The 24,414-nt window shown below is 70.8% G+C and carries 21 protein-coding genes; 9 read left to right on the forward strand and 12 right to left on the reverse strand.

Annotated features, from left to right (window positions below):
* The 3 genes from ACFQS9_RS19975 to ACFQS9_RS19985 all read right to left on the reverse strand — a co-directional run bounded on the left by ACFQS9_RS19975 (position 1) and on the right by ACFQS9_RS19985 (position 4,030).
* Positions 1–1,206 carry a thiolase family protein gene (locus tag ACFQS9_RS19975; protein ID WP_378407854.1) on the reverse strand — a complete coding sequence of 402 codons (1,206 nt, stop codon included), beginning with the start codon at positions 1,204–1,206 and terminating at the stop codon, positions 1–3.
* Positions 1,207–1,277: 71 nt separating this feature from the next.
* Positions 1,278–2,549, reverse strand: coding sequence for an HRDC domain-containing protein (locus ACFQS9_RS19980; protein ID WP_378407856.1), 1,272 nt, complete (start codon positions 2,547–2,549; stop codon positions 1,278–1,280).
* 62 nt (positions 2,550–2,611) lie between these two features.
* Positions 2,612–4,030, reverse strand: a complete 1,419-nt coding sequence (locus ACFQS9_RS19985; RefSeq protein ID WP_378407858.1) for a WS/DGAT/MGAT family O-acyltransferase — start codon at positions 4,028–4,030, stop codon at positions 2,612–2,614.
* A gap of 81 nt (positions 4,031–4,111) precedes the next feature.
* Between ACFQS9_RS19985 and ACFQS9_RS19990 the strand changes: the two genes are divergently transcribed.
* On the forward strand, positions 4,112–5,344 hold the full coding sequence (locus tag ACFQS9_RS19990; protein WP_378407860.1) for an alpha/beta hydrolase: 1,233 nt from the start codon (positions 4,112–4,114) through the stop codon (positions 5,342–5,344).
* On the opposite strand, the gene ACFQS9_RS19995 is transcribed toward ACFQS9_RS19990, so the two are convergent.
* Positions 5,313–5,906, reverse strand: a complete 594-nt coding sequence (locus ACFQS9_RS19995) for a DUF3000 domain-containing protein (protein ID WP_378407862.1) — start codon at positions 5,904–5,906, stop codon at positions 5,313–5,315. The two genes, ACFQS9_RS19990 and ACFQS9_RS19995, sit on opposite strands and share 32 nt — an antisense overlap.
* A 107-nt stretch (positions 5,907–6,013) precedes the next feature.
* On the opposite strand from ACFQS9_RS19995, the gene ACFQS9_RS20000 reads away from it, so the two are divergent.
* The 4 genes from ACFQS9_RS20000 to hemQ all read left to right on the forward strand — a co-directional run bounded on the left by ACFQS9_RS20000 (position 6,014) and on the right by hemQ (position 9,948).
* Positions 6,014–6,715, forward strand: coding sequence for a hypothetical protein (locus ACFQS9_RS20000; protein WP_378407864.1), 702 nt, complete (start codon positions 6,014–6,016; stop codon positions 6,713–6,715).
* Positions 6,716–6,804: 89 nt separating this feature from the next.
* On the forward strand, positions 6,805–7,902 hold the full coding sequence (gene hemE, locus ACFQS9_RS20005) for a uroporphyrinogen decarboxylase (RefSeq protein WP_378407866.1): 1,098 nt from the start codon (positions 6,805–6,807) through the stop codon (positions 7,900–7,902).
* Positions 7,899–9,248 (forward strand): protoporphyrinogen oxidase, encoded by a 1,350-nt coding sequence (locus ACFQS9_RS20010; RefSeq protein ID WP_378407868.1) that lies wholly within the window; start codon positions 7,899–7,901, stop codon positions 9,246–9,248. The genes hemE and ACFQS9_RS20010 overlap by 4 nt, the downstream gene beginning before the upstream one ends.
* A gap of 4 nt (positions 9,249–9,252) precedes the next feature.
* On the forward strand, positions 9,253–9,948 hold the full coding sequence (gene hemQ / locus ACFQS9_RS20015) for a hydrogen peroxide-dependent heme synthase (protein WP_378407870.1): 696 nt from the start codon (positions 9,253–9,255) through the stop codon (positions 9,946–9,948).
* 28 nt (positions 9,949–9,976) lie between these two features.
* On the opposite strand, the gene ACFQS9_RS20020 is transcribed toward hemQ, so the two are convergent.
* Positions 9,977–12,313, reverse strand: coding sequence for a hypothetical protein (locus ACFQS9_RS20020; RefSeq protein WP_378407871.1), 2,337 nt, complete (start codon positions 12,311–12,313; stop codon positions 9,977–9,979).
* 95 nt (positions 12,314–12,408) lie between these two features.
* Between ACFQS9_RS20020 and ACFQS9_RS20025 the strand changes: the two genes are divergently transcribed.
* Together ACFQS9_RS20025 and ACFQS9_RS20030 are read left to right on the forward strand one after the other, a co-directional pair.
* A complete protein-coding gene (locus tag ACFQS9_RS20025) occupies positions 12,409–14,688 on the forward strand; it encodes a molybdopterin-dependent oxidoreductase (protein WP_378408292.1) in 2,280 nt (759 codons plus the stop codon).
* 50 nt (positions 14,689–14,738) lie between these two features.
* Positions 14,739–15,989, forward strand: coding sequence for a serine hydrolase domain-containing protein (locus ACFQS9_RS20030; RefSeq protein WP_378407873.1), 1,251 nt, complete (start codon positions 14,739–14,741; stop codon positions 15,987–15,989).
* Between the two features lie 29 nt (positions 15,990–16,018).
* On the opposite strand, the gene sigJ is transcribed toward ACFQS9_RS20030, so the two are convergent.
* Positions 16,019–16,936, reverse strand: a complete 918-nt coding sequence (gene sigJ / locus ACFQS9_RS20035; protein WP_378407875.1) for an RNA polymerase sigma factor SigJ — start codon at positions 16,934–16,936, stop codon at positions 16,019–16,021.
* A gap of 119 nt (positions 16,937–17,055) precedes the next feature.
* Between sigJ and ACFQS9_RS20040 the strand changes: the two genes are divergently transcribed.
* Positions 17,056–17,496 (forward strand): hypothetical protein, encoded by a 441-nt coding sequence (locus ACFQS9_RS20040; RefSeq protein ID WP_378407877.1) that lies wholly within the window; start codon positions 17,056–17,058, stop codon positions 17,494–17,496.
* Here the strand turns inward: ACFQS9_RS20040 and msrB are convergent.
* From msrB to ACFQS9_RS20060, 4 genes are read right to left on the reverse strand one after another with little or no spacing between them, the layout of a single operon-like run.
* Entirely contained in the window at positions 17,445–17,864 is a 420-nt protein-coding gene (gene msrB, locus ACFQS9_RS20045) for a peptide-methionine (R)-S-oxide reductase MsrB (protein WP_378407879.1), read from the reverse strand. The genes ACFQS9_RS20040 and msrB overlap by 52 nt on opposite strands.
* A 14-nt stretch (positions 17,865–17,878) precedes the next feature.
* The gene (locus tag ACFQS9_RS20050; RefSeq protein WP_378407881.1) at positions 17,879–19,117 is read right to left on the reverse strand and encodes a glycosyltransferase family 87 protein; all 1,239 of its coding nucleotides are present in this window, start codon (positions 19,115–19,117) and stop codon (positions 17,879–17,881) included.
* 59 nt (positions 19,118–19,176) lie between these two features.
* Complete coding sequence (locus ACFQS9_RS20055) at positions 19,177–20,757, reverse strand: alpha/beta hydrolase (RefSeq protein ID WP_378407883.1); 1,581 nt, start codon at positions 20,755–20,757, stop codon at positions 19,177–19,179.
* Between the two features lie 22 nt (positions 20,758–20,779).
* Entirely contained in the window at positions 20,780–21,535 is a 756-nt protein-coding gene (locus tag ACFQS9_RS20060) for a pyrimidine reductase family protein (protein ID WP_378407885.1), read from the reverse strand.
* A gap of 34 nt (positions 21,536–21,569) precedes the next feature.
* Here ACFQS9_RS20060 and zapE point away from each other — a divergent pair, with 34 nt between their 5' ends.
* Entirely contained in the window at positions 21,570–22,583 is a 1,014-nt protein-coding gene (gene zapE / locus ACFQS9_RS20065; RefSeq protein WP_378407887.1) for a cell division protein ZapE, read from the forward strand.
* Between the two features lies 1 nt (position 22,584).
* Here zapE and ACFQS9_RS20070 read toward each other — a convergent pair whose 3' ends face one another.
* Together ACFQS9_RS20070 and ACFQS9_RS20075 are read right to left on the reverse strand one after the other, a co-directional pair.
* On the reverse strand, positions 22,585–23,121 hold the full coding sequence (locus tag ACFQS9_RS20070; RefSeq protein WP_378407889.1) for a GNAT family N-acetyltransferase: 537 nt from the start codon (positions 23,119–23,121) through the stop codon (positions 22,585–22,587).
* A gap of 4 nt (positions 23,122–23,125) precedes the next feature.
* Positions 23,126–24,328, reverse strand: a complete 1,203-nt coding sequence (locus ACFQS9_RS20075; protein ID WP_378407890.1) for an MFS transporter — start codon at positions 24,326–24,328, stop codon at positions 23,126–23,128.
* Between the last annotated feature and the right edge of the window lie 86 nt (positions 24,329–24,414).

The following is a 24,414-nucleotide window of genomic DNA, read 5'->3' on the forward strand; positions in this document are numbered from 1 at the left end:
TTACTTGGCTCCGTCGAAGTTCGGGTTCTCCCAGATCACGGTTCCGCCCATGCCCAGACCGATGCACATGCTGGTCAGGCCGTAGCGGACGTCGGGACGCTGGGCGAACTGGCGGGACAGCTGCGTCATCAGACGCACGCCCGAGGAGGCGAGGGGGTGACCGCAGGCGATGGCGCCGCCCCATGGGTTGACGCGCGGATCGTCGTCGGCGATGCCGTAGTGCTCGAGGAAGGCGATGACCTGGACGGCAAATGCCTCGTTGAGCTCGAAGAGCCCGATGTCCTCGATCTTCAGACCCGTACGGGCCAGCAGCTTCTCGGTCGCCGGGACCGGTCCGTAACCCATCACGGCCGGGTCGACGCCCTGGTAGGCGAAGCCGACCATGCGCATGCCGATCGGCAGGCCGAGCTCGATGGCGGTGTCCTCGCCGGCGAGGATCGCGGCGGTGGCGCCGTCGTTCAGGCCCGCGGCGTTACCGGCGGTGATCCGACCGGCGGGCCGGAACGGGGTCTTGAGGGTGGCGAGGTCCTCGATGGTGGTGCCGGGACGCGGCGGCTCGTCCTCGGTGGCCAGGCCCCAGCCCGCGGCGGAGCGGGTGGCGACGGGCACCAGGGTGTCGGCGATGTAGCCGGCCTTCCTGGCGGCCTCGTACTTGTTCTGGCTGTTCACGGCGTAGGCGTCCGTGCGTTCCTTGGTGATGCTCGGGAACCGGTCGTGCAGGTTCTCGGCGGTGTTGCCCATGACGAGTGCGCTCGGGTCGACCAGGCGGTCGGCCAGGAAGCGCGGGTTGGGGTCGGCACCCTCGCCCATCGGGTGGTGGCCCATGTGCTCGACGCCGCCGGCGATCACGACGTCGTACTGGCCGAAGCCGATGCCGGATGCGGTGGTGGTGACGGCGGTCATCGCGCCCGCGCACATGCGGTCGATCGCGAAGCCGGGCACGGTCTCCGGCAGGCCGGCAAGGATTCCGGAGGTGCGGCCGATGGTCAGGCCCTGATCCCCGGTCTGCGTGGTCGCGGCGATGGCGACCTCGTCGATGCGGGCGGGGTCGAGCTGCGGGTTGCGGCGAAGCAGTTCACGGATGGCCTTGACGACGAGGTCATCGGCCCGGGTCTCCGCGTACATGCCCTTCGGTCCGGCCTTGCCGAACGGGGTACGGATGCCGTCGACGAAGACGACGCTGCGCTGTGTTGCGGGAGCAGCCACGCTGGATTCCTCCTGGCTGGAGTGGACGAACGGCCGGACTGGGGCGCCCGGCCCGTCCACTCTAGCGCGTATTACTCACCAGTAACATGGGTGGGGGCCGCACGCAGTGCCTCCGCGAGCAGGGGCACGGTCAGCTCGCGCTGCCATCTCCTTGCGCCACCCGCCGCGAGCGTGCGGTCGATCTCGTCGGCGACCTGCGCGAGGTTGCCGGGGTGAACGGCGGGGTCGAAGTCCCAGCACAGGCGTCGCACGAGTTCGGGAGTGAGCAGGTTCTCCACCGGGATGTGCACCCGCTCGGAGAGTTCGGTGACGGCCGCGCGCGCGGCGGTGAGCCGGTCGGCCGCCTCGGGGTTGCGGCGGGACCAGCGGTTGATCGGCGGCGGGCCGGTGAACGGCTGTGTGACGGGCGGCAGGTCCTCGGGCGACAGGGCCCTGGCGCGCTCGATCGCCTGCATCCACAGCGCGGAGGACCGACGCTGACGCGGACCCCCGAACACGGGCAGCCGCCTGAGGGCGTCGACGCTCTTGGGGTCGGCCGATGCCGCCGCCACGATCGCGGAGTCGGGCAGTACCCGCCCGGGCGCGACGTCGCGCTTGCGCGCCAATTCGTCCCTGGCGGTCCACAGTTCGCGGACCGTGGCCAGCTGGCGCGACGACTTGAGCGAGTGGATCTGGGACGTGCGGCGCCAGCGGTCGGGCTTGGGCTTCGGCGGGCCCGCGAGCCGCACGTGCTCGAATTCCTCTGCGGCCCAGACGGTCTTGCCCTGGGACTCGAGGTCCGCGGCGACGGCCTCGCGCAGCTCCAGGAGCACCTCCACGTCGAGGGCCGCATAGTTCAGCCAGGTTTCGGGGAGCGGGCGGCTGGACCAGTCGTCCGCACCGTGCCCCTTCTTCAGTGCGAAGCCGAGCTTGCGCTCGACGATCGCGGCCAGCCCCACCCGCTCGTACCCGGCCAGCCGACCCGCGAGCTCGGTGTCGTAGAGGGCCGCGGGCCGCATCCCGAGCTCGTCGAGCCCGGGAAGGTCCTGATCGGCCGAGTGCAGGACCCACTCGAGGGGATTGATCAGCTCGGCGAGCGGGGCCAGCTCACCCGCGAGGGGGATGGGGTCGACCAGGACGGTGCCCGCCCCCGCCCGCCGGAACTGCAGGAGGTAGGCGCGGTTCGAGTACCGGAAGCCGGAGGCGCGCTCGGCGTCGACTGCGAGCGGGCCGGTGCCACCGGCGAGCCGGTCCACGGCACCGGCCAGCAACCGGGTCGAGTCGACGAGCTCGGGGAGCCCGCCGGCTGGGGTCAGGAGCGGCACAGCAGTGCGCTCGGGGGCCTGGTCGCTGACGTCGGACATGAACAATGACCTTACGGCGCACCCGGCCGCCGCCGCGGATACCGGGTGCGCCGCCGGCCGCGTCACCCCCGTGCGGGCGCAGCCTTGCGCTTGCGGTTCTTGGCGCGCGCGGCCTTGACCATCTCCTCGAGCGCAGGCGCGAAGGCGTCGGCCAGGTCCCACAGCTCGGGGGCGAGCTCCGGGCAGGACACCAGGCCGACGTTCAGCTTGCCGTCGAGTGACATCACCGTGGCGTTGAGGCCTGCGCCGTGGAAGATCGGGCCGAGCGGGAACATCGCCGCGATCCGCGCGCCGAGGAAGTACAGCGTGACCGGCGGACCCGGGACGTTCGAGACCACGAGGTTGTGCACCACGGGATGGCGTTCGGCCAGTTTCAGCGAGGAGTAGACCCGCATCGCCGGGCCGAAGGCGGCCGGGGCCGCGAACTGGGACCAGTCCTGGAGCAGGCTGGCGCCGAGCGAGGCGTTGTGCGACTTGACCATGGTGTTGTGCGAGTTGGCCTCGGTGAGTCGGGCGACCGGGTCGCCGATCTGGGTGCCGAGTTGGGTGAACATCCCCGAGATCTGGTTCGTCCCCGGCCGATCGGAGGTCTCGTGCACCGACACCGGCACCATCGCGACCAGCGAGGTCTCGGGCAGCTCGTTGCGGTCGGAGAGGTAGCGGCGCAGCGCGCCGCCCACCATCGCCAGCACCACATCGTTGACCTTGACGCCGAAGGCGTCCTTGACCAGCTTCACCTTCGCGAGGTCGAGCTGCGCGTAGGCGATGTTGCGGTGGCCCGTCAGCGCTCCGTTGAGGGAGGTCCGCGGTGCGGTGAACGGGGCGGGCATCGCCTCGCCGCGCCGGGCGCGGGTGATCCACTTCGGCAGCAGCGCGATGCCGCTGGGCAGCACCCGCGCGAGCTTGAGCGGACGGCTGACGAACCCGAGCAGGCCCCCGAGGGCGAGGTCGAAGGTGTCCGCGCCGCCGATCTCGTGTTGGTCGGGTTCGGGGCGTGGCGCATCGGGGGTCAGCCCGCACAGCTGCGCCATCATGCTCGCCCCGGTCACCCCGTCCACGTTCGCGTGATGCATCTTCGACATGATCGCGACGGTGCCGTCCTCGGTGCCCTCGATGACCCACATCTCCCACAGCGGGATCGTGCGATCCATCTGCAGGCCGGCGAGGTGGCCGCACAGGTCGGCGATCTCCTCGCGACCGCCGGGGGCGGGCACCGCGATCCGGTGCACGTGCCGGTCGATGTCGAATCCGGGGTCGTCGACCCAGACCGGGTGATCGAGGTTCAGCACGGAGTCGTGCAGCTTTCTGCGGAAGGCGGGTATGCCCGCGACGCGAGCCGCCAGCTCCGACTTGAGGGACTCGAAGTCGTACCCACCCGGAACCGTCGAGACGTCGAGGACGATCAGTCCGCAGACGTGTAGCAGCTGGGTGGGTGTTTCGAGATAGAGGAATGTTGAATCAAGACCGCTGAGTCTCTCCATGGAGCAACTTTAGGATGCGTTCTAATATCGGGCCGGGTGAACGGGAAAGCCCGCTCGGGTGCGACGGGTGAAAGAGGTCACATGACGCAAGGGTTCCTGCTCCGGCAGGCGATCAACGCGGCGCTGACGGCGAACGCGCTGCGGCCCGTTCCCGGCATGTGGGCGTCCGTGCCCGCCTTCTTCGCGGGCTGGCTGACGACGGAGCTCGCGCCCCAACAGCTCGGGGCGACCCTCGTCGACGCGGCCGTGCACGTGGCCCGGCACGGCGCGTCCACGCGCGCGGACCGGGCGGGCCTGGCCCTCGCGGCGCTGTCCGCGGCCGGCCTGACGGCGACGATGGTCTCCTCCCGTCGCGCGGGGCAGGAGATGGCGGACGCCCTGCGCGAGATCGGCGTGGACGATCCCGGTGCCGGCAGCCCCATCGACTGGCGCTCGAGCAGCAGGCCGTTCCGGATGCGCCGTGACGATGTCGCCCGGGTCGGCAACCTCGAGTACGCGCCGGGCGGGGTGCGGTTCCGGGTGGACGTGTACCACCACCGCGACACGCCGCCGAACGCGCCGATGCTGCTGCAGATCCACGGCGGCGGCTGGGTGATCGGCAGCAAGGACCACCAGGGTCTGCCGCTGATGGTGGAACTGGCCTCCCGCGGCTGGGTGTGCGCGGCCGTGAACTACCCGCTCTCGCCCCGCGCGAGCTGGCCGGCGCACCTGATCGCGCTCAAGCGGGCCATCGGCTGGCTGCGAGAGAACGGCGGACGGTTCGGCGGTGACCCGGATTTCCTCGCCGTCACCGGCGGTTCGGCGGGCGGGCACCTCGCCGCGATGGTCGCGCTCACCGCCAACGATCCCGAGTTCCAGCCGGGATTCGAGGACGTGGACACCTCCGTCGCCGCCTGCGTGCCGATGTACGGGGCGTACGACTTCGCCGCGGAGACGGGGATCAAGCAGGTGCGCGCCCGGGTCGAGTCCAGGATCAGCGAGATGGTGCTCGGCAAGGGCGCGCGGTTCCCCGAGGACTACCTGGCCGCGTCGCCGCTCGCGCGGCTGCGCGCCGACGCACCGCCGTTCCTCGTCGTGCACGGGACCCACGACTCCCTGCTGCCGGTGACCGAGGCCAGGGAGTTCGTGTCGAGGCTGCGGGCGATCTCGACGAGCCCGGTCGCCTACGCGGAACTGCGCGGCGCGCAGCACGCCTTCGACATCTTCCATTCGATCCGCAGCGATCAGGTGATCCGCGCGATCGCGGCCTTCCTCGAATCGGTTCGGGCCCGGCGGAGCGCGGTCAGCCCGGCGACGGATTCCCGAGCTGGGTGACACCCACGGGGGGCAGGCCCGCCGCGTAGGCGAGGACCTCGCAGAACGCCTCCACGTGGGCCCCGAGTTCGAGGGAGGTGGCGGTCCAGGAGGCGCGCAGCTCGAGCTGGTGTGCGTGCGGGGGACCGGCGATGTCCCCGTACCGAACCGAGCTGGTCGCGGTCACCGTGCCGCCGAGCGCGGTCATCGGTTCGCCGCGCGTTTCGAGCGCGTCGACCAGCCAGCTCCACGCGACCTCGGGCAGCAGCGGGTCCGCGGCGAGGTCGGCGTCGAGATCGGCCTGGATGTACGCGACCAGGCGCATCGTGCCGTTCCAGGCCTCGTCACCCTCCGGGTCGTACAGCAGGATCAGTCGTCCGAAGGCGTCGCCCTCGGACTGCTCGGCCACGATGTCGGACTCGGGATGGCGGACCTCGGCGCCGAGCGCGTAGCTGTACGGCGCCAACCGCTGCGGCGGCCGGATCGGGCCCACCTCGATCTGCGGGTGAACCGAGGCCGTCTGCATCGCGTCTATCGCTCTGCGAAACTGTGCAGGCTCGGTAGGGGATCCCGACGTGGTCACACCGCGGACGTTAGACCTGCCTCGTTGGCCGCCGGTGGAGGCGCGCCGGTTCTAGCGGCATCGGCTCCAGGCACTCCACTTCGCGCGTTGGTCTCGCCGCGGGCATCATGAAGGGTGTGGACCAGCTCCTCGGGTTTCTCTCGCACTCCTGGTGGTTGCTCTTCGTCTTCGGCGGGAGTATCGGCGGGGCGGTGAAAGCGGTCGGCGCGGCCAATCAGCGGCGCGCCGAGCGGCGGCAGGAGCGCTACCGCCTGAAGCAACAGACCAAGATCGAAATCGCTCGAGCCAAGGCGCAGAGCCACACCGACGAGCAGACCCAGCGACGCGAGATCGCCAAGATCGTCGACGAGCACGACCAGACCGAGGCTCGTTGGTTCGGGTACGAGATGAGTCTCGTCACGTTGCTCGACTTCCCGATGATGACTGATATGCGCGAACCCCTGACGGTCGAATTCCACAAGGCGAGGCGGCGTGCGGACCTGCTCCGGCCGGAGGACCAGGAGTCGATGGTGGGCAACCACGAGGCACAGGTCGAGTACCGCGCCGCCGTGCATGCCTACGCGATCGCTTTCGATGTCTGCGAATCGGAGGCGAAGCGACGGCGCCGCAGCGGGTTCACCGCTCGCGAGCAAGAGCGCCTGGTGCGCGCCCAGAGGCTCCTGCGGCTGGCCATGGATGACGCGGCCACGCCGGAAGAGCGGCAGAGCGCGTACGTGAAGGCGCGGGCGGACCTCGACGGCCTGATCGTGATCCCGGCCGGTGCGCGAGCACAGCTCGAGCATCGGATTGCCGGCCAGATCGGTGCGTGAGACGGGGTCGATGCCGGGAGTCGGGTTCCCGGTGGCGGATCTGGCAGCATGGTCGCCAAGTAGACGTCGGGCGATGAGCGTTGGGACATATGAGCGACCTGGAAGACACGAATGCGGCCATGACCACCGGCGCGCAGTACCCGTACCGGAGGCTGCTGCCCCAGACACCACTGCTGGCGGCCGCGACCGGGCGCACACCGGCGCACCGGCCGGTGTGGTTCATGCGGCAGGCCGGCCGGTCGCTGCCCGAGTACCGCGAGATCCGAGCCGGGATCGGGATGCTCGAATCCTGCTTCAATCCCGAACTGGTCTGCGAGATCACGATGCAGCCGGTGCGCAGGCACAAGGTGGACGCGGCGATCCTGTTCTCCGACATCGTCGTACCGCTCAAGGCGGCGGGTATCGACCTCGACATCGTGGCCGGCACCGGACCGGTCGTGGCCTCGCCGGTGCGGTCGGCGGCCGACGTCGCGGCGCTGCCCAGGCTGCGCACCGAGGAGGTCGGCGCGGTCACCGCGGCGATCGCGCTGCTCACCCGGGAACTCGGCGACACCCCGCTGATCGGGTTCGCGGGGGCGCCGTTCACGCTGGCCTCGTACCTGGTCGAGGGCGGCCCCAGCCGCAACCACGAGCGCACCAAGGCGCTCATGCACTCGGATCCGCACACCTGGCACGCGTTGCTCGGATCGCTCGCGGACACCACGATCACCTTCCTCAAGGCACAGCTGCACGCGGGGGTCGACGCCGTGCAGCTGTTCGATTCCTGGGCGGGCGCGCTCTCGCTCGCGGAGTACCGCAAGTTCGTGCTCCCGCACTCGGAGCGGGTGTTCGCGGAGGTGGCCGAGGCGGGCGTGCCGCGCATCCACTTCGGTGTCGGCACCGGCGAACTGCTCGGAGCCATGGGTGAGGCGGGCGCGGACGTGGTCGGCGTCGACTGGCGGATCCCGCTCGACGAGGCCGCCCGTCGCGTCGGCCCCGGAAAGGCGCTGCAGGGCAACCTCGATCCCGCGGTGCTGTTCGCCGGCTGGGACGCCGTCGAACGCGAGGTCCGTCGGGTGGCGGACGAGGCGGACCGGGCGGTCGCGGCGGGCGCGATCGGACACATCTTCAATCTCGGGCACGGGGTGCTGCCGGACACCGATCCGGGCGTGCTGACCGCGGCGGTGGAGCTGGTGCACTCGCTGTGAGTTCGGTCGCCGTCATCGGTGGGGGCATCTCCGGGCTGGTCGCCGCGTACCGGCTGCGGCAACGGCTCGGGCCCGAGGCCGCCATCACGGTGGTCGAGGCGTCCGGCCGCCTCGGCGGCAAACTGCGGACCACCGAGCTGGCGGGCGACGGTGTGGACGTCGGCGCGGAGGCCTTCATCGCCCGGCGTCCGGAGGTGCCCGGGCTGCTCGCCGAGCTCGGCCTGTCGGAGCAGATCGTCGCCCCGGCCGGTGTGCGACCGCTGATCTGGTCCGGGCACGAGCTGCACCCGCTGCCGGGCGGCACCCTGATGGGCATACCCGCCCGGTCGGCATCGGTCGCCGGGCTGGTCGACGAGGCGACCCTGGCCCGCATCGATGCGGAGTCGAGCGTGCCGCTGGACTGGCGGCCCGGCACCGACACGGACGTCGCGACCCTGGTCGGATCGCGGTTCGGCGAGCAGGTGGTGCGCCGCTCGGTGGACCCGCTGCTCGGCGGCGTGTACTCGGGACTCTCGGATTCGATCGGTGTGCGTGCCGCGCTGCCGACCCTCGCCGCGGCTCTGGACCGGGGCGCGGGCAGCCTGTCGGCGGCAGTCGCCGAGGCCCTGCCGGCGCCCGCGCCCGGCCCGGTGTTCGGTGGCTTGCGTGACGGCTACGGCGTACTGCTCGACGCGCTCACCGAACGGGCCGCGGCGACCGTGCTGCGCGCGGAGGCATCGGGACTGCGACGGTCGGGTGCGGGCTGGTGGATCGATCCGGTCGGACCGGTGGACGGCGTCGTCCTGGCCGTGCCGGCCCCGTCGCTGGCCGCGCTGCTGTCCGACGTCGCGCCCGTCGCGAGCTCCGCCGCCGCACGGATCCCGCTCGCCTCGTCGGTGGTGGTCGCCCTCGCGCTCGCGGAGGGCACGCCGCTGCCGGAGAACTCCGGCATCCTGGTCGCCACCGGGGAAGCCGTGCGGGCCAAGGCGTTCACGCTGTCCAGCCGCAAGTGGCCGCACCTGGCCGAGCGCGGTGGGGCGCTGCTGCGGGCCTCGTTCGGCCGGTTCGGGGACGCGGACATCGTCGATGCCCCCGACGAGGAGCTCGTCGCGGCCGCCCGTGCCGACCTGGAGACGGTGACCGGACTCCGGGTCGATCCGGTGGACGCGGTTGTCCAGCGCTGGCACGGCGGGCTGCCCCAGTACGGGCCCGGACACCTCGAGCGGGTGCAGGTCATCGAGGACTCGGTCGCCGCGCTGCCGGGGCTGGCCGTCGCCGGGGCGCTGCTGCACGGCGTCGGTGTGCCCGCCTGCGTGGCCGCGGCGACGACGGCGGCGTCCACGGTCGCGGCGCGGATGGCACGATAGAGCCATGGCACGCCTCGATTACGACAAGCTCAACTCCACGCTCCGCTACGCGATGTTCTCGGTGTTCCAGGTGCAGCCGGGAGTCCTCGACGAGGACCGCACCAAGGCGATCGACGACGCGAAGGCGTTCTTCGACTCCTTCGAGGACACCGACGCGACCGTCCGCGGCATCTACGACATCGCCGGGATGCGGGCCGACGCGGACTTCCTGATCTGGACGCACGCGGAGCGGTTGGAGGATCTGCAGAAGCTCTACGCCGACTTCCGGCGCACCACGATCCTCGGTCGCGCGAGCGACCCGGTGTGGAGCAATGTCGCGTTGCACCGTCCGGCGGAGTTCAACAAGAGTCACCTGCCCGCGTTCGTGGCGGGCGAGGAGCCCGGCGCCTACATCTGTGTGTACCCGTTCGTGCGGTCCTACGAGTGGTACCTGCTGCCGGACGAGGAGCGTCGCAAGATGCTCGCCGACCACGGCAAGGCCGGTCGCGGCTACCCGGACGTGCGCGCCAACACGATCCCCGCGTTCGCGCTCGGCGACTACGAGTGGATCCTCGCCTTCGAGGCCCCCGAGCTCGACCGCATCGTCGACCTCATGCGGGACCTGCGCGCCACCGAGGCACGGATGCACGTGCGCGAAGAGGTCCCGTTCTTCACCGGACCCCGCGTGGCCGTCGACAAGCTCATCGCGTCGCTGCCCTGACTCGTGACCGGCGGTGCGCAGGACGGACTCAGGTGCCGATCCTGCGCACCAGCTCGTCGAGGGCCTCGCGGTATTGCGGTGTCCGGACGTACCCGCTGTGGCTCGCCACGGTCGGCAGGTAGCCGGACCGGTCTATCTCGTCGGCCGTCACGTCGATGTAGTTCGCCGCCCGCGAGTAGGCGGGAAAGCCCAGATAGTCCGTCTCGCGCCACAGATTGATCCATCGAGTCTCGCCCGTGCCCGCACGCAACAACCCGACCAGCGTCTGTCTCCTCGCGGCGGGTCGACCACCGGACGTGTCGTCACGGAACTCGTCGGCACCGAACAGTCGCGCGGCCCTGGCGGGCACGGTCGCGAGGACGTCCGGACCGAACAGCTCGGGGAAGATCCGTCCGAAGTAGGCACGCAATTGCGAACCATAGGTGAGCAGCGCGCCACGTTTGATCAGCGCCGCCGATCGCGGGTCGAGGATCACCGCCGCCGCGAGGACCGACCCGATCGAGTGCGCGGAGAGCACGACCTTGCGGCCGGGGACGCTCAGCCAGGACTCGCACCGGGTGACCAGCTCCGGCACGGCCCGCTCCGAGTAGCTCGGCGGCCCGAACGGGTGCGCGGCGCGAGGGACGATGCACAACAGGTCCCAGACGATGCCCAGCGGCCGCGCGCCGTCGGGCCGCAGGATCAACGCGCCCGCCAGCGCCACCACGAGGACGGTCGCGGGGAGCACTCCCAGATCGGTGAGTGCCTGAGGGGCAATCGGATCGCCGACCCACGGGATGATCTGCCACCCGGCGAACAGCAGGCAGGGGAGCAGCGACACCAGCGTCAGCACGGCGAGGATCCCGACCAACGGCTCGGCCCGGTGTGCGGCGGTGGCCAGCAACCGCGCCGGGGCGGTGCTCGGGTCGGTGACCGTGCCGGGTGCCGGGGCGGGCCTTGCGGAGGGGAGCGCCGCGGCCCATCGGACCGCGGCGGTCGCGAACACCGGCACGGATGCCAACACCAGCGCACCGGACACGACCAGCCCGACACCGAACCACGCGAAGAACTCCGGTACGTGGATGGTCTCGGCGGTCCTCACCGGGCCCGACGCCACCAGGTCGGCGGCGCCGCTCGTCCCGTTCAACCAGTTGCCGACCCCGACCACGACCAGGTTCGACAGCAGCATCGCGGTGCCGAGCGCGAGCAGCAGGAACACCCCGACGGCCCGGCCGCCCCACGCGCGCAGGGGCTTCTTGCCGCGCGCCGCGAAAGCGAGAGCAGGCACCAACAGCAGGACCAGCAGTGTCGCGGGGATCGCGATCAGCCCCTCCAACCGCGCCGCGGATTGTCCGTTCGGGACCCCTGAGCCGGGACCGAGGGCCAGCAGCAGGGCGTGCGCGACGAACGCGGCGCCGCTGACCCCGAGGACGACCCAGGTGGTCCAGTGGACGGCCGAGGCCGGTTTGACCGGCACGTCGGCCGCGTTCGCGCTCGTCCGGATCAGGCGGACGACGGCGCCGAGGATCGCTGCCCCCGCGACCGCCGCCGTCGCCCACGACCACCGGGCGGGCGGCTGACCGTCCGGCGGCACGAACAACGCGGTCATCGCGACGACGGCCGCCACGCTGGCGCCGGCATGGATCAGGGCGGTCTCCGTGGCGTGCGCGGTGTTGTTCCAGAAACCGTTCCGCCGCACCACCGGCGTGTCCGCGGCGACGCGGGCGTCCTGTGCCGAGGTGTCCACGTCGTAGCGGGAGCGGGAGCGCCAGGCCACCGACCACAACAGGGCCACCGCGATGACCGGTACCAGCATGGACGCCGCCAGCCGTCGCGCGGGGGTCCACTCGGCCACGACGCCGATCTGCGTCGGGAGACGACCGATCCCGGAGTGGAGGTACTGCAGCGCGATAAGGTCCGAGCAGACCGTGACGACGGTGCTCACGAACAGCAGGGTCAGGGCGAGGCCGACCAGGCGGACCGCCGCCGCCGACTGGAAGACTCGCCGCGGGCTCGCGCCGAGATCTCGAGCCCAGTACGCGAGGTTCGTCAGCCCGTACGGCAGCACCAGGCACCAGGCGGCACGGATGACGATCGCCAGAAGTTTCCGATAAACCGGGAGGACGCCGCCGCTGGTGGTGCGTGCCAACGCTCCCCAGGAGTACGCCTCCCGCCGGATGCCGGGCGGTGTGTACCCCCGCTGGTCGGCGGTGAGTTCGGCCGCGACGTCGGCCTTGACCGTCCAGAAGCTCGCCAGGTCGTCGCCGCCCACCCGGCGGACCTCGTCGGGTTGCACATCGAGCATGCAGTACGGCGGGGTGTTGCTGACCCCGTGGATGCGGAGTTCGAGGACACCGGGCCGCACGACATCGCCGCTGCGCGTCATCTCTCAGGGATACACCCCGACGTCGTGAACCGGACGGGTTTCGGCCGGATGGCAGACTCGGCGCCATGAGTTCGGGAACCACGCGGCGCCAGCACATGGCGCATTGGGGGATGTTCGAGGCGGAGTCCGACGGCGCCGAGGTGACGGCGGTGCACCCGTACTCCGGCGACGGCGATCCCTCCCCGATCCTGGCCAACGCGGTGGGCTCGGTGCGGCATCGTTCCCGGGTCGCAGGCCCGGCGGTGCGGCGGGGCTGGCTCGAGCGGGGCCCGGGCCCGTCCGACGATCGCGGATCCGACGAGTTCGTCGCGGTGTCCTGGGACGAGCTGTCGGAATTGCTCGGCGGTGAGCTGCGTCGCGTCGTGGACGCGCACGGCAATCGCGCGATCTTCGGCGGTTCCTACGGTTGGTCCTCGCCGGGCCGATTCCACCACGCGCAGAGCCAGGTGCACCGGTTCCTCAAGATGCTCGGCGGCTACACCCGCTCCGAGCACAGCTACTCCCTCGGCGCGACCGGCGTGATCATGCCGCGGGTCGTCGGCACGCACTGGAAGATGTTCGCCCGCTCCACGAACTGGGACGTCATCGCCCGCGAGACCGACCTGATGGTGTGCTTCGGGGGAGTGCCGCTCAAGAACACCGCCGTCAACGACGGGGGCACCAGTCACCACCCGACCCGCGGCGCGCTCGACGCGCTGCGGGCGCGGGGCGGCCGGATCGTGTCCATCAGCCCGTTGCGCGACGATCTCGACGGCGAGGCCGAGCGGCTCGCGCCACGTCCCGGTACCGACGTGGCGATCATGCTGGCCTGTGCGTATGTGCTCGCCGACGAGGGGCTCGCGGACCGGGCCTTCCTCGACCGCTACTGCACCGGCTACGAGGTGTTCGAGGAGTACCTGCTGGGCAAGGCCGACGGCGTCGCGAAGACCCCCGAGTGGGCGGCCGCCCTGTCGGGCCTGCCCGCGGACACCATCGCGGATTTGGCCCGCCGAATGGCGAAGGGCCGCACCATGATCTCGGTCACCTGGTCGCTGCAACGGGTGCGGCACGGCGAGCAGGCGCCGTGGGCGGGCATCACCCTGGCCGCGATGCTCGGCCAGATCGGTTTGCCGGGCGGCGGTTTCGGGCACGGATACGGCTCGATGAACGAGCCGGGGCTGGCGCCGGTGCCGTACCCCCTGCCGACCCTGTTCCAGGGGCAGAACCCGGTTTCGGACTCCATCCCGGTCGCGGCGATCTCGGACCTGCTCCTGAACCCGGGGCAGGAGTACGACTTCGACGGTCGGCGCCGCACCTTTCCCGACATCCGGCTGGTGTACTGGGCCGGAGGCAACCCCTTCCACCACCACCAGGACCTCGGCCGGCTGCGCCGCGCGCTGGCCCGGCCGGACACGATCGTCGTGCACGACCCGTATTGGACGCAGATGGCCAAGCACGCGGACATCGTCGTTCCGTCCACGACGTCGCTCGAGCGCGAGGACCTGTCCTGCACACGCAACGATCCGCTGATGGTCGCGATGCACGCCGCCACCCGTCGGTTCGCCGACGCCCGAGACGACTACGACACCTTCTCCGCCCTCGCGCACCGGCTCGGCTTCGGTGAGCGGTTCACCGAGGGCCGCACCGCCCGCCAGTGGATCGAGCACCTCTACGACCAGTGGCGCGGGTACGTCCTCGCCGACGGCGCAGACGCGCCGGAGTTCGGCGAGTTCTGGCAACGAGGGTTCGTGCGGATGCGCACCGAGGACCAGTTGACCCTTTTCGAGGAGTTCCGCGCGGATCCGGAGGCCAATGCGTTGCGCACTCCGAGCGGCAGGATCGAGATCTTCTCCGCGGACATCGACGGCTTCGGCTACGACGACTGCGCCGGGCACCCGACCTGGTATGAGCCGGAGGAGTGGCTGGGTGGGCGACGCGCCGAGGTGTTCCCACTCCACCTGATCGCGAACCAGCCCAAGACCCGGCTGCACAGCCAACTCGATCACGGCGCGACCAGTCAGGACTCGAAAATCCAGGGGCGCGAACCGATCCGGCTGCACCCCGAGGACGCCGCCGCACGGGGTATCGCCGACGGCGACGTGGTCCGGGTGTTCAACGACCGCGGTGCCTGCCTGGCCGGGGCCGTGCTCGACGACGGCGTGCGAACCCGCGTCGTCCAGCTCTCGACGGGCGCCTGGTTCGACCCGTTGGACCCATCCGATCCGCGCTCGATGTGCGTGCACGGCAATCCCAACGTGCTCACCGCCGACGTCGGCACCTCCAGCCTGGCGCGCGGGTGCACCGGCCAGCACGTGCTGGTGCAGATCGAACGGTTCGACGGCGAGCTGCCGCCTGTCCGCGCCTACGACCCGCCGGTCGTCCGACCGCGTCGGTGAGGTCCGATTTCCCTGCGACGCACCGGACCTGCGGCGTAGCGTGACCGGGCATGGACCGTCGTGCGGTGACCAGTCGACCACGCCATCTCCGAGCGGCCGGCGCCGCATTCGCGTTGACCCTGCTGCTCGGTGCCTGCTCCTCGGACACCGGGTCGGATCCGGGTCCCGCCTCCGGAACCACCTCGCCCGGCGCGGCCGCCCCCGCGATCGACGACGCGACCCTGCAGTCGACCGTGCAGGAGGCCGCCGAGCAGTTCTTGCTGCCCGGCGCGGTGGTGTTGCTGCGCACCCCGGACGGTGAACAGACCGTCACCTACGGCACCACCGAACGCGGGGGCGGTGCGCCGGTGACCCTCGACGACCACATCCGGGTCGGCTCGAACACCAAGACCTGGACCGGAACGGTGATCCTGCAGCTGGTGCAGGAAGGCAAGATCGCGCTCGAGGACCCGGTGTCGCGATATCGGCCCGAGGTCCCCGGCGGCGACGGCATCACGGTCGAGCAGTTGCTGAACATGCGCAGCGGGCTGTTCAACTACAGCGAGACGCTCGAACTCAACGAGGCCCTCGACCGGGATCCGCAGAAGGTGTGGACCCCGGAGGAGTTGCTGGCGTTGGCGTTTGCGCATCCGCCGTACTTCCCGCCCGGGCAGGGCTATCACTACTCCAACACCAATTTCGTGCTGCTCGGTCTGATCGCGGAGCAGCTCGACGGTAAGCAGCTCCCGGAGATCTTCCGGGACAGGCTGTTCACGCCGGTCGGCCTGGAGTACACCGAGTTGCCCGCCCTGACCTCGAACGCGATCCCCGCCCCGTTCTCGCGCGGCTACATGTTCGGGGACAACGTGCTGACCATGACCGACCCCGCGATCCCGCCGGACATGCAGGCCGCGGCCACCGCGGGCACCCTCGCGCCGAACGACGTCACCGAGGGCAACCCGTCCTGGGCGTGGGCCGCCGGATCCGGGATCTCCACCGCGCACGACCTCGCGACATGGGTCGAGGCGCTGGCCGACGGCAAGGCCCTCGACGCCGACATGCAGGCCCGTCGCCTCGCGAGCGTGCAACCGGTCGATCCGAGCCAGCCGGACGGGCCGGGCTACGGCTGGGCGATCGCGAAACTGGGTCCGCTCTACGGTCACACCGGCGAGCTGCCCGGGTACAACTCGTTCATGGGCTCCGATGCCGAGAGCGGCGTCACGCTGGTCGTCTGGGCCAACCTCGCGCCCGGCGCGAACGGTCAGGACCCGGCCAGCACCATCGCGAAGACGATCATCGAGACGATGTACCCGCCGAAGTGAGCGAATCGCGGTTCTGCTGACCGGAGGTCTCAGCCCTGTTCGTTCTCAGTCCACGGACGGAGCTTCTCCGGATTGCGGACCGCCCAGATGTGAGTGATGCGGCCGCCGGTGAGACTGAACGCCGCCACGGTCACGGTGACGCCCATGTGCTGGGCGACCAGGCCGGGTCTGCCGTTGACCGTCCGCTCCAGGAGCGTGAGCCCGGGGGCCTTGTCGGCGATGTGGGCCAGGTACTCGGCGATGCGCTTGCTGCCCTCGACCGGGCGGAGGACGGTGCCCACCAGGCCGCCGCCGTCGGCGGTCATCCTGGCGTGGGGGTCGAGGAGGTCGACCAGGGCTTCGATGTCCTTGGCCTCCCACGCCGCTTTGAAATGTCGCACCAGACCGGCCTGCGCGGCCGACGGAACCGCGGGAACCTGCGCGGCGCGAATCCGCCGACGGGCCGAGGACGCCAATTGCCTGCAGGCCGCGGGCGTCCGGCCGACGATCTCGGCGATGTCGGCGAAGGGGTACCGGAAGACGTCGTGCAGGATGAACGCCACGCGCTCGGCAGGCGTCATCGACTCCAGTACGACGAGAAAGGCCATGTTCACCGACTCGTCCAGGGTGACCCTGTCGGCGGGGTCGGCGCCGCCGCCACCCGTCCGCCCGCCGGCCCACTCCGTACGGTCGGGCAGCGGCTCGGGTACCCATGCGCCGACGTAGCGCTCACGCCGGGCCCGCGCCGAACCGAGCATGTCCAGGCAGATGCGGCCGGCCACGGTCGTCAGCCAGGCGCCGGGCGACTCGACGGCCTCCTGTCGGTGCTGCGACATCGCGTACCAGCGAGAGTAGGTCTCCTGCACCGCATCCTCGGCCTCGGACAGCGAACCGAGCAGCCGGTAGGCGAGATTGGTCAGATGGCGCCGCTCGCCGACGATCGCGCTCGGCTCGGATGGGGTGCTCATGGTCGCGACCGCTCCCTGGTTCTTCTCGTCCGCTTCGCCTCACATTTCGCGAGCCCGCGTCGTCGTAGTACCGAGACACTATCGATCCACCGCCGCGAGGCAGATGAGGGGACCGCATCATGGCCACACAGACGAGGGCAGTACCGGGCAGAATCACGTTCCTGCGTGTCGCGATAGCCCTGCAGACCGCGACCATCTTCTTCCAGGCGGTCACCGCCGGAATGCTGCTGTCCTCGTCCCTTGGCGCGGAACTGCACGACGCCGGATCGAAGGTGATGTACGGCGCGTCGATGCTCTACGTACTCGCCGCGATCCTGGCGTGGCGGCCGGGTGGCGGCTCGCCCCGCCCGATCCTGTACGCGTCCGGCTTCCTCGTACTCGCCTCCGCGCAGGTGGCGCTGGGCATCGCGCACGTGCCGTCGCTCCACGTTCCCCTGGGAGTCCTGATCTTTGGCCTGAGCGTGCTGGCGCTGGGCCGAGCGCTGGCCGCCCCTGCGGAGAGCGGGACTCAGTCGCGCGGAACCAGGCGCAGCGAGATCGAGTTGATGCAGTACCGCTGATCGGTGGGGGTGGGGTAGCCCTCGCCCTCGAAGACGTGGCCGAGGTGGCTGTGGCAGTTGGCGCACAGCACCTCGACCCGGCGCATGCCGAGGGTGTTGTCCTCGCGCAGGATCACCGCGTCGGAGTCCGCCGGGTCGAAGAACGACGGCCACCCGCAATGGGATTCGAACTTCTCGGTGCTGGTGAACAGCAGCGCGTCGCACGCCCGGCAGTGGTACTCGCCTACGGTCTTCGTGTCGGTGTACTCGCCGACGAACGGCCGTTCGGTGCCTGCCTGACGGAGCACCGCGTACTCCTCGGGGGTGAGACGCTCGCGCCACTGCGCGTCGGTGAACTGGACGGGTGCCGGATCTGCCGCGGAACTCATGGGAACCACGGTACTCAGCCGACGGCCACCCTCGCGGGCTCCCGGACCACGAACGCCGGGTCGATGCCGTCGTCGAGCCTGTTCTCGCGCTTCGCGGTGAGGTAGCGGGCCACCAGCACCGCGAAGATCACCATCAGGAGCAGGCTCCAGCCGAGCGTGGTCTTCATGTACTCCGCGGCCCGGCCGGCGGCCGGGAACCGCCCCGACAGCCAGCTGTCGTAGCTCATGAACCCGTAGACGGCCAGCCAGGCGGGCCAGTTCCGCATCACCGAGTTCCGCAGTACCACGCTCATCAGCAGCGGGAACAGGATCATCGAGTAGTACATCTGTCCCAGCGAGCCCAGCAGGAACGCCGCGGTCATCAGCACGCCGGAGGCGGTGGTGACGAAGAAGAGCTGATCGTCCCGGTAGTACCGGTACAGCAGCCACAGCGACACCAGCACCATCACACCGAACAGGGCGCGCAGCGCCAGGATCAGCAGGTCCGGCAGTCCGTAGTACGCGCCGTTGCCGACGATCGCGCTGTTGAAGTAGTCACGGGACTCCATCAGGTACGGCGCGGTGCGGTGCACGAAGTCCATCGGGTCGGCCGACAGCGGCCAGGCGATCGCGGTGAGGATCACCGGGATCCCGATCGCCGTGACGATCGACTTCCACTGCTTGCTCACCAGCGGCAGCAACAACAGTGGCCAGAGCACGGGCTTCACCGCGAACGTCAGCCCGAGCGCGACGCCGGACCACGCGTCCTTCTTGCGCAGCAGCAGGTACATGAACGCCACCTCGCCGAGCAGGACGAGGCCGTTGATGTTGGTGAAGACCAGGGTGTTGGTGACGGTCTCGGTGGCGAACATCGCGAACAGCAGGATCGGCGCCGCGACGGAGTCGAGCGCCAGGTTGAACATCTTCAGCAACAGGTAGCCGGCGATGATCACGGCCGCCGCATTGACGAGGATGAACAGCCAGCGCGAGCGCTCCGGGTCGATGAGGGCGATCGGGGCGATCAGCAGGGTTCCGCTGGGCGGGTAGAGGTAGTGCGGGTCCACCCAGTTGAAGTTCGCGATGTACACGGGCCGGTGGTTCAGGAAGGCCAGCGCCGCCTCGTAGACCGGTTTGAAGTCGTCGGTGCGGAACCCGTTCACCGCCTTGACCAGCACTCGATGCAACACCGTCATGATGGCGATCGGCCACAGCGCGAACTTGACCACCTCTGCGGTCGTCCGTCCGGTGCGCGGTTCGAGCTGTCGAAGGAACACCGTGGCACGGTACACCGAGCGGGCACCCCGTCGTTCGGGTGACACTCCGCGGAGCCGCCTCAGCCCGGGCAGGCGCCGCCGTCGGGAGGGAGTGCTCCGGTGCGGGCGTAGTCGGCGATCGCGAGCTGGCCGCACCCGGAATGCGTGGACACCGGGTGCCCGCTGCCGAGCCACCCGACGGTCGCGGTCGCGGTGCCCACCGCCGCCACCGTCCCGGTGACGGAGCCGGGACCGTCACTGCCGACGACCGGGTCGGCGATCCCGCTGAGGGTCAGCACGGCGACGTCGAGTTGTGCGGGCGGTTCCGGCGGCGGGGTGGTCGGCCAGGCCGTACACAGCAGCAGCGAGAGGGCGGCATCGGGCCCGAACACCGGGTACTGGTCGGCCCAGGCGGTGCGCAGCTCACGGGCCCGGCCGGGTGTCGGCCACTGATGGCCGTCGGAGCAACGCGCGATGAACTGGCCGTCCGAGTCGGTGGCCGCGGCGGTGTGCCCGATGAGGGACTGGAGTGGGCCGACATCGCCGCGACCGGCGGCGCTCAGCACGTCCGCGAACTCGCGGACGCGGGCCTGCTGATCGCCGCGGGGCGCGCCGAGGAAGCCGGTGAGCGCGATCACCAGGCCGTTCGAGGACACCGGGGCCAGCTCGCCCGCCGATGCCCGGCGGACCAGATCGGCCACCGCGGAACGAGGATCGGTGCCCAGCGAGCAGGCCAGCGCCGCGCACTGTCGGGCGAAGGCGGCCAGCGCCGCTTCCTGCCCGGCGACGCGGGATTCGGCCGAGGTCACCGCATCGGCGCGGACCGAGCCGGGGGCATCGAGGACGAGCCGGGAGAGCCGGTCCGGATGCTTCGCCGCATAGGAGAGCGCGACCGCCGCGCCGTGACCGGTGGCGAGCAGGCCCAACCGCTCGACACCCCACGCCATCCGGAGCTGTTCGAGGTCGTCCGCGGCGTGCGCGGCGTCGAAGGCCAGTTCCTGAGGCTGCAGGAAGTCGGTGCACGCGACGGTGGCGTCGCGGCTGAGCGTCATCACCTTGTCCGCCGCGTCGCCCCCGTCGGGGTCCGGCGGGGAGAACTGTCCGAGGTCGAGCATGTTCTGACGCAGGCCGGGGTCGGTCGGCGTGTCGATGCACTCGATGACGGTCGACGTACCGATCCCGCGGCGGTCCACCGCCACCACAGGTCGGGTGGCCAGCAGGTCGGTGATCGGGCCTGCGGCCAGCGCCGCGAGGGTGGCGGTCGAGGACCGGTCCGCGCCGGAGGTGAGGACGAGGGGACCCGCGTCGGTCGGTGTCTGCGGCAGCCTGGCCCGGGACACGCCGACGCTGAACGTCCCGGGGATCGCCGAGGCCGCGTCGATCGGGGCAGCGAGCTGCGCGCACTCGATGATCAGGCCCGCGGGTCCCGGACCGAGGCCGAGCGTGTCGAGGGTGGTGCGGGTGCAGTCGCTCCAGTCGAGGTCGGTCGCGGGCACCTCGAGCGGGGGCGGTTCCTGCGCGGCATCGGCGGGTCGGCCCGTCAGCTCGCCCGGGCGCTGTTCGACCGCGACGTCGGGGCGCACGCTCGGCCCGGCACTGCAGGCGCAGCAGAGGGCGAGCACCACGGCGAGCGGCCACGTCCTGCGCAGTGGGGAGGTCACGACGCACAGCCTGCCAGGTCGCTCAGCCGTTCCGCTCGCGTACCCAGCGCGCGAGCAGCGTGCCGTCGTCGTCGCCGAGCAGGTGCGCCCGTCGCATCGTCGTCGCAGTGGCAGTGGGGGAGAGCGCGATTCGCGGAGCGTGGCCACCGACCAGCAGCGGCGCGGTGGTCAGGCACAGCTCGTCGACGGCATCGTCGGTGAGCAGTTGCCCGAAGAGCGCCGGACCGCCCTCGCACAGCACCCGGCCCAGCCCGAGTCGGTGGAGGGTCCGGGCGATCGCCGCGGATGTCACGGTGGACTCACCGAGTTCGAGCACCCGCGCACCCGCCGCCTCGAGGCGGGCCTTCCGATCGTCGGGCGCGCCCGCGGTGGTGAGGATCAACGGTGCGACGGTGGTGTCGGTCAACAGGCGGGACCCCGGGTCGATATCGGCGCTCGCGGTGACCACGGCGATGGGGGGTGCGTCGGTCTGGCCGCGCTCGCGCCGTCGTGCGCTGCGCTCCGCGGTGACCCGGGCGCCACCGTAGTTCTCGGCCCGCACGGTGCCTGCGCCGACCAGGATCACGTCGGCGAGTTCGCGCAGGACGCCGAACAGGCGCTTGTCGGCGGGGGTGCCCAGCGCGCCGGACGTCCCGTCGGCGCTCACGGCGCCGTCGATGCTGGAGACGAAGTTGACCCGGATCCACGGCGCCGACGTCGTGTCCGGGTAGAGGTGCAGGTTGCGGAGTTCGTCGTCGTCCAGCGGTGTGAGGTGGGTCGCATTATCGAGGCGGTGCATATGGGAGATAACAGCACGTAGATAACCTCCTTGCATGCACGAGCGTCTTGTTGATCGCAGTCCGGTGGTTCAGGCGGACCAGCTGATCGCGCAAATGGTCCCGCCGGCGATGTTCGACGACGTCAGTTTCGCTTCCTACATCCCCGATCCGAACGAACCGAGCCAGGCCGCCGCCGTGCGCAAGGCCGAGGAGTTCGCGGCCAAGGTGACCAAGATCCGCTCGGGCGGACGACGCGGGTTGTTCGGCAAGAAGACCCAGGCCAGCGGCGCGGGCCTGTATCTCGACGGCGGCTTCGGTGTCGGAAAGACCCACCTGTTGGCGTCGATCTTCCACAGCGTGCCGTCGCCGAAGGCGTTCGGGACGTTCGTCGAGCTCACCCACGTGGTCGGCGCGCTCGGCTTCAACAACGCGGTCGAACAGCTCTCCGGGCACAGCGTGCTGTGCATCGACGAGTTCGAGCTCGACGATCCGGGCGACACCATGCTCGTCTCCCGCCTGCTCACCGAGCTGTCCGCGCGCGGCGTGTCGATCGTGGCCACCTCGAACACCCTGCCCGGACAGCTGGGCGAGGGCCGGTTCGCGGCCCAGGACTTCCTCCGCGAGATCAAGAAGCTCGGTTCGATCTTCGAGACGATCCGGGTGGACGGTCCCGACTACCGTCACCGTGATCTGCCGCCCGCGCCGGAACCGATCTCGGATGCCGAGCTCGCCGACCGTGCCGACGCGATCCCCGGCGCGACGCTCGACGACTTCGACGCGCTGTGCGCGCACCTGAGCACGCTGCACCCGTCGCGCTACAACAAGCTGATCGCGGACGTGCCCGCGGTGTTCCTGCGGGGCGTGCACCCGGCTCAGGACCAGTCGGTGGCGCTGCGACTCGTCGTGCTCGCCGACCGCCTGTACGACGCGAGCATCCCGGTCACGGTGTCCGGCGCGAAGCTGGACGAGATCTTCACCCCGGAGATGCTCGCCGGCGGGTACCGGAAGAAGTACCTGCGCGCGACCTCACGACTGCTCGCGCTGTCCCGCTTCGAGGTCGCGGCGTAGCTCAGACCGCTCGCTGCATGACGAAATCGTGGTGCAGCTGCTCGCCGACCAGGAACGTCTTCGTGCCGACTCGCTCGAAACCGTTCTTGGCGTAGAAGCGCTGGGCCCGGGTGTTCTCCTGATTCACGCCGAGCCAGACGCCCGCGGCGCCGAGCGCCCGGGCATGGTCGAGGGCGGCGGTCATCAGCGCAGCCGAGACCCCGTCGCCGTGCCGGTCCGGCAGCACGTACAGCTTGCTGATCTCCATCGTCGGCAGCAGCGTCACCGCCGCGCGCACGTCCGGGTCTTCCGGCGTGCCGTCGACGAGAATCGCGTAGCCGGTGATCCCGTCCGAGTCGACGGCCTTGAGCACGGTCCGGTCCGGAGCCGCCAGGTACTCGGTGAAGCGGGCCTCGGACAGGACCGTGGACACGAAGTCCGCCACGTCGGCCTCCGTCGCGGTCGGCGGGCACGCCAGCGGGAAGGTCTCGGCCGCGACGGCGGCGAGTTCGGCAGCGTCGGACGCGGTCGCGCGGATGATGGCGAACTGAGTCGGCATGCGTTCAGTCGACCACACTCGACAGCTCTGCGGAATCGGTATCTCTGCGCACCCGGTCGGGCCGGAACGCGGGGGCCAGCAGGAACAGCGTCACCGCGAACAGCAGGGGCAGGACGAAGCCGATCCGCAGATCGGAGACGGCCGCGACCGCGCCGACGATGGCGCCGCCGATCAACGTGCCCGCGTAGTTGAACAGGTTGAGCCGGGCGATCACGGCGTCGGTCTGGTCCGGCGGGGCGAGCCGGCCCGCGGCACTGAAGCACAGTGGGGCGACGACCGGTGCGCCCAGTCCGACGATGAGGAAGCCGATGATCGCGACGGTCGGGCTCTGCGCGGCGATCACCACGATGAGGCCGAGCGCCGCGATCGCCGAGCCCACCCGGACCACCGCGATCTCCCCGTGGCGCCGCACCCAGAAGTCGCCGGTCAGGCGGGAGACGAGGCCCGCGGTCTGATAGGCGGCCACTGCGAGCGCGGCGGTGCTGGCGCTGGCCAGCAGCAGGTCCTTGAGGTAGAGCGCCGACCAGTTGCCGACGCTGAAGTCGATGGCGAAGAACAGCGCCATCGCGGCGCCGAGGGCGAGGAAGGGGCGCAGCGGGATGGCCAGCGGCGCGGCGGACGTGGCGGCCTCGGGTTCCGGTCCCACGGCGAGCAGCCTCGGTCCGATCAGCAGGGTTCCCGCGGCGACCGCGAGCGCGGCGCCGAAGATCGACACCGGCAGGCTCACCTCGAGCGCCGAGCACGCCGAGACGTACAGTGCACCGACGATGGCGCCGACGCTCCACACCGCGTGGAACGAGGACAGGATCGACCGGCCGTAGCGGTGCTGGATCGCGACCGCCTGCATGTTGGTGGCCGCGTCGACCATGCCGAGGCCGATGCCGTACACGGCGAACCCGGTGAAGAACGCGGCGGTCGAGGGCGCGAACGCGATCCCGGCGCCCGCACCTGCGATCACGAACAGCCCAGCGCGCAGGGTGGTCTTGCTGGAGGTCCTCGTCGCCACGTACTCGGCGAGGACGCTGCCGACGCCCGCCACCAACGAGACGAGCACCACCGCGATCACGATCGTGGAGTCGTCGAAGCCGAACCGGTCCTTGAACTGGGGGAGCTGCGTCAGGAGCGCGGCGAGGAACAGGCCCTGCAGGCCGAAGGCCGTGGCCGTCGCCACGCGGGCGGCCCGCGGGGCGGGGGTGGGGAGCGTCATTAGGCCAGTGTGCTTTCGCCGGGCCCGTTCGGGCGGGTTGTTGATGAATTCAAACACCGCACTGGACGCGCGTCCAACATTTCGGG

It is taken from the genome of Rhodococcus daqingensis (assembly GCF_042665615.1).
GTDB lineage: Bacteria > Actinomycetota > Actinomycetes > Mycobacteriales > Mycobacteriaceae > Rhodococcus_G > Rhodococcus_G daqingensis.